This window comes from Pseudomonas neuropathica (assembly GCF_015461835.1).
GTDB classification, from domain to species: Bacteria; Pseudomonadota; Gammaproteobacteria; order Pseudomonadales; family Pseudomonadaceae; genus Aquipseudomonas; species Aquipseudomonas neuropathica.
The window spans coordinates 71,697-82,430 of sequence record NZ_JACOPX010000021.1; the positions used below are offsets into that span (position 1 = coordinate 71,697).

The window sequence follows — 10,734 nt, forward strand, 5'->3', positions numbered from 1 at the left end:
TAAACGCACCTGTGTAATTCCCCCACGCATTGAGTACTGATTCCGACGAGCGGTAGCAATACCTGTAATTTCTGACAGTAGGCAGGACCCTTCCAACGTCGTTAAATCAATCACAGCAAGGCCGCAGACAACTTGGTCATTTGTGCATGTTCTGCTTGGTTTGATGCGAGGGAGTTCGTTCAATGACACGCTCTGAACACAGGGTTGATGACCTGCTTGAGATGCCAGGCGTACCTGCCATCCTCAAGGACGAAGACGGGAAGGAGAGTCCTGAAGGGCTGCTGCCGCGTAGCGCTTTGGCTGAAGATCTGACGGTCATCATCCCCGATTGGAGCGCTCCCTTTGAAGACCCCATTCCCTTCATTATTATTGTCAGTTGGGCAGACCAAGGTGACGAGTTCAAAGAGGTCTACCGTGCTCATTTTGACGACCCTGGAGAGAAGACCCTGGTTGTGCCGCGGGAAAGGTTGAAGCTCGATCACGGCACTTATTCTCTGTCGTACAACGTCAGCTACGGCGGCAACCCTCTGTACTCCCATTCCAAACGAGTCACGGTCGACAGATCTCCGCCGAACGACAATCAGGAACCCGATCGTCTGATCATGCTGGATGTTACAGGGGAAATCACTGACGACTACCTCTCCCGGTATGGCGAAGTCCGGTTCCAGGTACCGCTGTATGTCGACGTCAAAGCCAGGGATCGTGCGATCTATTACTGGACAGACGACCCGGATCCACCGGATTCGGAAATCGAAATTCGTGAGCAAGCGTTCAGCCAGCAAGACATCGACCAGAAGCGTCTGATCATCACGATGTATGAGGCAGATATTCGTGGACGTGGTCCCGGGCAACGCTACGTTTACTATCGGCTCCGTGACTGGGCGGGAAATCGCGGGCCGCGCTCAACGCTTTTGGCGGTTTTTGTCAATTTGAATCCGGCTCCGGGCATTCTCAAACCGCCGAGAGTGCCGTTGTCAGCGCGTGGCCTGATTGACCGTCAACATGCCCGTGAAGGCGCGGTGAACCAGCGGGCTGTCACTGTCGAAATTGATACGTATGAGAACCCGGATCCTTCCGACAAGGTCCTGATTCAGTGGAACGGGCATGATCTGGCCCCGCTTGATGTCAATCTCGGCAACTTTCCGCAAGTCGCTACCGTCCCATGGCCGACCTTGATGGCAGATGGGCCAGGACCATTGGACGTTCGGGTGAGCTACCGCATTCTGCGTGGCGGCACACCGACCTTGCCATCTGCCGAAACGCGGGTGCTGGTGAATCTGACAGTCGCCGGGCAGGACCATGCCAACGCTCCGGCATTGTTGAATTCCACATTGGCCAGGCTGGAAGTCTATGGCGCCAGATCGAAACAACTGAACAAGCTGTTAACCGAGGATTTCGGCGAGCCGGCCGAGGCATATCTGCCTCTGTATGACTCTCCGATGCCCGGTGAAAAGCTCTTCCTCTATTGGGGCGCAATCGGCACGCCAGTTGCCGAGTATGAGGTTGAACCCGGTGACATCGCCGGTAAGCCGATCAAGTTCGTGATCCCTTGGAAGGCCGTCGAGCAGGACAAAGTCAATCCCTCGCTGCTGACGTGGTACACCACCAGTAATGGCGTGAATCTGCAGCAGGCTGATGTGACAGCCGTTGAAGTGGCGATCATCGTGATCGAGAACATGCCGGAACCGAAGTTTCCCCACGCCAACCGTAATGGAATACTTGACTGCTGCGCCAAACCCAGGTTGTGGGAGGGCGTCTGGGTACATATCAACGGCAATGCAGCGTTTGATAAAGACGATATCGTCGATTTGTCTTGGCAGGGATGTTCCGGTCTGAATGGAACCGATCCGATTGATGGAACGTACGACACATTCGAGACAAAACTCACTGCCAGTCAGGCTAGTGAAGGTTTTGATGTGCATGTCAGTGATTACGAGCGTCTGATTTCGCCAATGGTAAATAATGGCTCGGCGTTGTGTCGTTATCACCTGAAAAAAGCCAACGGTGGCATCGGTAATTCAAAAGAGGAATTTGTCATTATCAATCGAACGTTACCGAGCGGTGAAGTTTGTGGTCCGAGTAACGAACTTTGTGAAGAGTAGTTTGTAGAAGTGCTGGCGCTGTATTGATCGAGGTTGGTTTCAGGTTTTATTTAAATTCTGTTTAACCCATGCAGTCATTGTGTAAGAACTCTGGCAAGGCGGCTGTTTGCCCTGTGCCAGTCAATCAAGTTGCTGAGAGGATGACAAAAGATGACAAGTTTTCACTCATTGACACCGGCGCAGAACCGCGAACGTTTCTTTGGTGTACGATTTCGCAGTCCAAAAGCTGCAGCATTACCACCGAAACTTCATCCGGATAATCCGTTGCTGGATGATGAAGCGGATGATAGTCCCAACCAACTGCATTCAAGCTTTCAAGGCTTTCCTCTGAAGGTGCAGATTCCGCGATTTGCCGAGGCGAATGATCCAAACGATGTTCAAGGATACCTTGAACTAATGTGGAACGGGACTAGCATACGTTCTACTCGATTACCTTTCACTACACCCGTTGATTCAGCAACTACCGAATTTGACCTTGTTTTGCCTCAAGGCTACACATCGGCCTCAGGACCTCATGAGTTGAGTTACGTGTTGAACTTTGGCGGTAATCCATCTGCGGTAACACCGCTTGAAATCAATATTGATACAACAGCACCGGTAGCTTTCGGCAAGGCGACTGTTCCTCCCGAGGTGGAAAGAGATGGTATTACAAAACAATACCTCGATGATAATGGTTTTGTATTGATCACCATTCCAAACTATGGGAGTAAAAAGCTCGGCGACTTTGTTGAGTGCTATTTTGGTTCGAGTTTGCCAACCCCGACGCTGGTCGGCGAGTTGACCATAACGGATGTCACAGTTCCGATCACGTTTCAATTGACACCTGCGCTGGTTGGTAACGATGAAGGTTTAAGATCTATTTTTTATTACCTCAGCGACCGTAAGGGCAACCGCAATACACCACAATATTACACCGAACTGAATGTCACTCTGACCGACCCACCCGCTGGGCTTGTGGAACCCAGCATTCCGCTCTTTGATGACGACGCAACACCAAAACTGGTGGATCTGGCCGATGCTCAGGCCCCATTAGGGGTCGGTATTCTGGCTGAGTACACAAACTACCTGGCTGATATCGACGAACTGGAAGTGACATTTGACGGTATTGTGCAACCTGCGCAGAAAATCAATACTTTTCCATTCTATGTGAACATTCCTTACCGGGATGTATTCAACGGCAACCTGGATGTAAAAAAGGTAGCCGTCAGTTATCGGATCAAACGCCATAACTTGCGCTACCCATTGGGAACAGCGGCGCCTGCAAAAGATGTGGATGTCGATCTGCGCCGGCCGGGAGATGGCGACGGTGGAGAAAACCCGGATCCTGCTCTGGCTCTGGTTACTGTGCAAGGTAAGGGTGGTAATGGCCCGAACATTCTGACGGTTGCCGACGCGATTGGTACTGTCGATGTAACTGTAGCTGTCTTTGCTGGTGTTAAAGATGGAGACATTATTACGTTGATATGGAAAGGGAAAGAACTCACGGCGGCACAAGGTGGTGTTATTGAACTTGATGGGACAGAAACCGGGAATTTGACGTTCGATGTAGAATGGGGGGCCGTGGAGTCGGGCGGCAACGGTATGCCGCTGCTAGTCACCTATAAAATCACCAACCCTGATATCAATGATAATGAAGTCCACTCACTGCCCCGAAATGTCGATGTGACTATTCGGCCCGGTGTTGTTCCTGAAATCAAATTTCAGCATCTTGATCCGGACTTCACAAACTGGTTCAACTGTGGCTCCCTGCGATCAGATCCGGTACTGGTCAAATGTGCAGAAGTGCTGATTTCTCCTGGTGAACCGCAGTTGGCCGGTCAAGCACTGGAATTTATCTACCAGGGTTATACCGATTCTGCAGGTACTAGTAAAAAAGCTGATACTGAAGAGAAGGTCACATATACGCCAACGTTACAGGAAGCGAATGCCGGGTTCATCGTGAAAATTCCCTATCAGAAAATTTTGGCAACGGAGAGTGCGTGGGGCGATATAACTTATACGGCAATGATTGACGGGAGCGTGGTGCCATCTCAGCGACACCTTGTCAGGGTGCACATGAAAAAGGGTGATGGATCAGTGTGTGATATCTGATCTTTGAAGTCAGGGAGGCATTAAATGCCTCCCTTTTTCTTATAAGGCTTACCAAGCGTTAGGACTTTTCTAATATGTATTAAAGACTTTTCCTACATTTTTCAGGGGATAGATAACGTTAATGTACGCCCGCAAACGCTACGGAGCTGCTTTGGCCTGTAATTATTCTGAGGTGAATCAATCATGAAAATGTTGGATGTATCACACGTTTGCGTTATTCCAGCAGGCAGGTCCGGAGTAATGCTTTGCCTACCGGCTGTTTTTTTTTTCGCGGGTTTTGCACATTCGGCAACTATTGTCGATAACACCACGCTGGATATCGATTCATCGGTTGCGTCTACCGACTATCTGGTGCGCAACAGTGGCGTATTGAACGCTTCCGGGGCCAATACCCGATCGATCAGGGCGCAGTCCGGTTCGCTGTTAAACCTCAGCGGGGCCAGCATCGTTGGTAACGACGGGGGTGATGGCGTAACAGTGACCAGCAGTCAGGCAACCATCGATCAAACGACCGTGACCAGTGATGAAATCGGGTTAGCGGTCAACCGCTCCAGTGTCGCGGCGGGTGGATCTACGGTGACGGTGTCCAATAGCCAGATCAGTGGACAACTTATCGGGTCGCAGGTCACTGGGCTGAGCTCGCTGTCATTGAGTAATACGCAAATCGTGGGCGCGGCCAGCAATGGCATTGGTGTGAATTTACTGGGTGGTGAGGTCAGTGCTTCTGCGGGCACGACCATCACTGGTCAGGCGACAGGTGTGCGGATGGTCAATGATGCTGCCAACGTGGGCGATCCTACCTTGTCGCTGGATAACTCGACGGTGCAAGGTGTCAGCGGTTCTGCGATTCTGGTGGATCGCGGGACTCAGGCCACGATAGTCGTCTCCAACGGCTCCAGCGTTCTCGCTGGCAACGGCAGATTACTGGATGTTCAAGGCTCATCCACCGCCAGCATGACCGTTGCCGACAGCACGCTGAATGGCAACATCAACGTGGCGGATAACAGCACGGCCAATCTCGTTTTCGACCAAGGGAGAATAACCGGGGACGTGCTGGTCGATGGCAGCTCTACCGCTACTGTCACGCTGGACAACCTCTCGCAATTCACCGGGCGCCTCGACAATGTCGACAGCGTGAACGTCAACAGCAACTCCAACTGGACACTCACCGGCAACGATTCGATCGGTGCACTGGGCATGAACGGTGGCACCGTCACCTTTGGCGCCCAGGACGCTCCCGGTACGTATTACACGCTCAATGTCGGCTCACTTTCCGGCAATGGGACCTTTGCAATGAAGGGCGATTTCGCCAGCGGTGAGCATGACTTTCTCAATGTCCTCGGTGCTTCGGCGGGGAACTTCACGCTGGCGGTTGCGGCCTCTGGCCTGGACGCCGTTTCGCCGCAGGCGTTGACGCTGGTGCGTACCGGCACCACCGACGGTGCGAATTTTGCCTTGGCCGGCGATCAACGGGTTGATGTCGGCACATGGTCTTACAGCCTGGCCAGTCGGGAGACTGAAGGTGGAGCGAAGGAGTGGTTTCTCGACCCGACCACCGAAGTCATCAGCCCCGGCGCGCGCTCGGTACTGGCCTTGTTCAATACCGCACCGACTGTCTGGTACGGCGAGTTGTCATCGTTACGCAGCCGCATGGGTGAGCTGCGTTCGAACGGCGGGCAGGGTTTCTGGTTCCGCACCAACGCCACCAAGCACAACGTCGCCGATGGATCGGGTGTCGGCTATCAGCAGACGCAACAGGGGTTGTCCCTTGGCGCCGATGCCCGGGTGGGCGAAAGCCAGGTGCTGGTCGGGGTCCTTGCCGGCACGAGCGAGTCCAATCTGGATCTGAATCGCGGTACCTCGGGTACGGTGAAAAGCTACTACGTCGGCCCCTATGTCACCTGGCTCGACAGTGACACCGGTTACTACTTCGACGGCGTGCTCAAGTTCAACCGCTTTCGCAACGAGTCCAAGGTCAACCTGAGTGACGGCAGCCGTACCAAGGGCGACTACGACAACTGGGGGGTGGGCGGTTCTGCCGAGTTCGGTCGGCATATCAAACTGGCCAACGACTATTTCGTCGAACCGTTCGCGCAACTGGCGGCCGTGCAGATCCAGGGCAAACACTACACGCTGAACAACGACATGGACGCCGACGGCGATCGCATGCGCTCACTGCTTGGCAAGGCCGGGGCCACGTTCGGGCGCAACTTCGGTTTTGCTAACGGCGCCGTCGCTCAGCCCTATGTGCGCGCGGCGATTGCTCATGAGTTCGCTTCGAACAACGAAGTGAAGGTCAACAACAACGTGTTCAACAATGACTTGTCAGGTTCCCGGGCGGAGTTTGGTGCGGGGGTGGCGGTGGCCCTGTCGGAGAAGTGGCAGGTGCATCTCGATCTGGATTATTCCAATGGGGAGCATATTGAGCAGCCGTTTGGGGTGAATGTAGGGGGGCGGTACAGCTTTTAACTACTGTTTGGTACAGGGAAAGTTTCTCGTAATCAGCGAGATACCTTAACGGCCGCTGTTCTGTCGATGAGCAGCGGCCTTGTCATTTCTGTTAGTTGGTTTTGCCTGATGCCGAAGCCATCAGCTGTCCCGCCCCAGCGACACGAGTGCTAGTGGAACCGCTGATACTCCTCGATCAGGCGTTCACCCTCGTCAACCATTGTTCAAGGGGTGATGCCCACTCCGGGCACTAGACTCAGGTTCATAATCGCTTTTTCTTCCCCTGTAACCAGATTTCTGCAGTGATAGTACGGATTGGGGTTGGGCCAATAAAGGATCGACTCATTAGACCAGTAGAATGAATTACCCAATGGCCAACGATTTCCAAAAGCACTGCTTATTGCCCGTAACTCGCCCATTGAAGGCAACCTCAGGCCTCGACTTTTTGCCTCATCACCTACCCTGGACAACCAGTTTGCGCTTAATCCGTAACATTGCGTCACCCCTGTTACCGACACCAAATAGCTTTTCACCTGGCTCGCCGCATCCCTTACCGAAATCGTTGCACTGCCGTTACCTCGCGCAGTAACGAGCCCACTTGCCGAATCTACGAATGCGACGTTTCCATTACTAGAGCTATAAACGTAAGGAGGTTGGCCACCACTCGCCTGGTGCTGCACCGAAGTGCCTGGACCGAAGGCTGGCAATACTGCGCTCCCCGGAATGAGGTAAATCCTGCCGCTCAAGGTTTGGGAGTTGGTATTGAAATTCAGCGGCGGTATCACCGGCAGTACCTTGAAGGTACGAGGCGGCTGAGACTCCTGGCCGGTGCTGACAGCTTTTACTTTTAAGGAATGATCACCCACACCCACCGCCAGTGTGGTACTCCATGCGTCGCCTACCGCTCTCACGGTGTGCTTTGGATTGTTGTAGTCGTAGACCTGCACTTCACGGTTGGGCGTAACGTTGCCACGCAAGGTGACCGAGGTCCTTTTTGTTGTTCCGCCGTTACCGATTTCACTGATGCCGTCATGCACAGACGTCAGCGTCGGCGCGATGTGGGCGGCGACCTTGAAGTCTCTCGCCGGGCTCTCCACCGGAGTCGCGTCATACATGGCCTTGGCCGTCAGGCTGTGAGAGCGGATGGCCAGACCGGTGACAGACGTTGTCCATTGTTTATCGGCATTGACGGTGACCGGCGTACCGACGGCGGCGCCATTGTCGTACATCTGGATCTGCTCACGTGGGGTGGCTTCGCCTTTAACGGTCACAGCGGTGTCATAGGTCGTATCATTCGGTCCAACCGTGCCGACCGAGTCGGTGACCGTGGTAATCGTCGGTGAAATAAAGGCTGCAACCGTAAAGACCCGGGGAGGGCTGGACTCCGGGTTACTGCCGTAATCGCCTCGCGCGGTCAGGCGATAAGTGGTCAGATTCAGGCTGCTGAAAACATATTGCCAGTCGCCGCTGGCGTTGACATTTACCGTATCGACGGTCGCGCCGGCATTGAGCAGAATGATCTTTTCGTTCGGGCTGGCTCTGCCTGTCAGATTGACAGTCCGGTAGTAGGTCGTCCCATTGGCCACGACTTCACCGCGCAGGTCGCTCACCAAGGAGATCGTCGGCGTGACCGCTTGTGCCACGACGAAATCCCGTGGTGGACTGGTCGCAGGATCAATCTCGTACAGCGCCTCGGCAGTGAGGCTGTAGTTGCGAACTTTCAGATCGTTGAGGCGGTGGTTCCAGTCACCCTTATCGTCGACGTCAAGGGTAATGAGCGGCAGTTTGTTCTCCAGCAATTTGATCTGCAGGTTTGGCGTCGCGCTGCCGGCCACCAGCACACTGTTGTCATAGGTGGTTGTCCCATGGGCAACGTCCCCCCGTGAATCGCTGACCGCAAGAATTTCCGGGGTCTCTGCGAATTTCACGGTGAATGTTCGCGGATCGCTGGACACCGGGTCGGCGTCATAAAGGGCCTTGGCGCTGATGCGGTAAGACTTCTCGGTCAACGGGCCGATCTCACGCCGCCAGGTGCTGTCGGCGTCCACCAGTGCCGTGCCCATCGATGTCGTTGGCCCATCGAACAGCTCGACCGTTTCACCGCGTGTGGCGGTGCCGGTGACGGTGACTTTTTCGTCGCGGGTTTTGCCGTCCTCTTCCACTTCGCCCCGTGAGTCCGTCACCCCGGTGATGGCCGGTTGTACGTAGTCGTAGCGGGTTCTGATGGTCAGGGGCAACTGTGGAAATACGCAGGCAGTGTCCTCTTTTTCACTGCCATCGAATGCCACTTTGCAGATCACGTTGGCGGATGTGGAGTGGCCCAGTTTCATCAGCTCGCTTCTGCGCAAGGTTTCGTTGAGGCCGTTGCTGACTTGGGTGGGGGTTATTTCCAGCCCGGTGATTAGCGGGATCGTCAGGGACGCGCCTGAAGTGGTTTGTCCTGCCAGGTAGAACCACAGGCGCTGTTTCAGGGCAATGTAGGGCCAGATAGCGAGAACAGCTTTGGCATCGCCGCTGAATGTCATTAGATCCAGAACGTTGTTCTGTGCTTGGGGTACTTGCGGGTGAGGCAGTTCGTTTTCAGGGTCCTGGAAGTCTGAAACATACAAGTCGAGCATTTGCGAGGGCGTGGTGAGGGTATAGCGGGTTACTTCGTATTCAACCGACACCGTTCTCGCAATATTGGCGCCAACCACTGAAGCGGGTAAATGGAATTGAACGGTGCCTGTGGGGCTGCCGGGCAACTCCAGATCATCAGAGGTGCCCGCGCCGGGCGTTCCTGACCACTTTAAACGGATCATGTCCCGGTCCGGGTTCATGCTGGAGTAGCTGACGTTGATGTCCACCCCGTTCAAACCATCCTTCGGGTTGAGGATCTTGTCGGGCGCCTGGACCACCTCGGGCGGTGGCAACTCACCGACCAGTTCGCCTATGAGCAAATTGAGCGTGGCCGAGTGCTCGTACAGTTTGCTCGAAGCCCGCAACACCGAGTAGCGCACTTTCACATACTGGCCAATGTTGGGCGTCACGAATTCAGCGTCCACCGGAAAACGCACAGGTTGACCTTCAGTCACGGTGGTAATGGGCAACCAGTCACTGGTGCTGGCGAAGGGATTGGGACTGCGCCAGTAATAGGTAAGAACATCCCCCTGCAAGGTCTTCGCCTCGCTGATCCACACATGCACCCTCTCGAACACCTTGGACGGATCCAGCACATCCCCCGGCGGATCGGCCTCTTCGACTTCGGGGGCCGGCAGCGTCGCCCGGATTTTCCCGACCTTGGCCAGCAGCCGCTCGGACTCTCTGATGTCGAGGAGGCCAGGTGCATCGTTGGCGACGACGTAGGAAAGGTCGAGCGTGCCGTTATCAAGCACACTGATGTGCTGGGAATCGATGTAGAACGTGACCAGGCCTTCCCTGGCTTCGTTGTCGCTGACGATATGCGGGACTTCATGCAGATAGTGATCGCCATTGGACTTGATGCCAGACCATCTCAGGCAGATCAGGTCGCCATTTTTCATCGCGTAGCGCACGTCGACCGTGGCGTAGAGTTCGTCCGGTTCGAGGGTGTCACCGAGCAGTTCGCGGATGCTCGGCTCGGGGAGCATGTTGACGTCGCCCACTACGCTGGCAAAGGTGCGCTTGGAATACAGCGGGTCGCCCCCGTCCTTTTTGTAGAGAATATAAGACGCATCGGCGCGCCCCTGAGCGATGGCCCTGATCAACTCATAGGGCACTTTGATTTCCAGCACTGAAGGGACGTTGTCAATGTCGCGGGTTTCGCTGCAGATGAGCGGTTCAGCGTTATCCGGCGGTGTGCCGATGAAGGTCATTTTCACGCTGTCGCCCACAGCGAAGTATTGGCTGCTGACATAGATCTGAATCGTGACCGGCTGCTTGTTCAAATCCCTGATGGTAATGACGTCGTTGAGGGTTTCCTTGATGATCGGTGCATCCAGTCGCCAACCGCCCGCGTCCACATCGATGTAAGTGCGTTTGGAGTGGCGGTCTGCCCAGTTCCAGACTTCGTCATTGATGTCGTATTTGATTTCCCGTTTGAGACCGTCACCGGTGCCGAAAATGGCGTCCGGAT

General features: G+C 54.6%; 4 protein-coding genes. 3 read left to right on the forward strand and 1 reads right to left on the reverse strand.

The features are described 5' to 3' along the window. Nucleotides 1–182 precede the first annotated feature (182 nt). The 3 genes from H8F23_RS25910 to H8F23_RS25920 all read left to right on the forward strand — a co-directional run bounded on the left by H8F23_RS25910 (nucleotide 183) and on the right by H8F23_RS25920 (nucleotide 6,662). Nucleotides 183–2,102: a hypothetical protein gene (locus H8F23_RS25910; protein WP_194936267.1), complete on the forward strand. Its 1,920-nt coding sequence runs from the start codon at nucleotides 183–185 to the stop codon at nucleotides 2,100–2,102. Between the two features lie 150 nt (nucleotides 2,103–2,252). Beyond that, nucleotides 2,253–4,193: a hypothetical protein gene (locus H8F23_RS25915; RefSeq protein WP_228759377.1), complete on the forward strand. Its 1,941-nt coding sequence runs from the start codon at nucleotides 2,253–2,255 to the stop codon at nucleotides 4,191–4,193. Nucleotides 4,194–4,376: 183 nt separating this feature from the next. Beyond that, nucleotides 4,377–6,662 carry an autotransporter outer membrane beta-barrel domain-containing protein gene (locus tag H8F23_RS25920; RefSeq protein WP_194936268.1) on the forward strand — a complete coding sequence of 762 codons (2,286 nt, stop codon included), beginning with the start codon at nucleotides 4,377–4,379 and terminating at the stop codon, nucleotides 6,660–6,662. A 203-nt stretch (nucleotides 6,663–6,865) separates the two neighbouring features. Here the strand turns inward: H8F23_RS25920 and H8F23_RS28995 are convergent. After that, nucleotides 6,866–10,734 (reverse strand): Ig-like domain-containing protein (locus H8F23_RS28995; protein WP_228759379.1); only part of this gene is annotated, 3,869 nt, incomplete at its 5' end.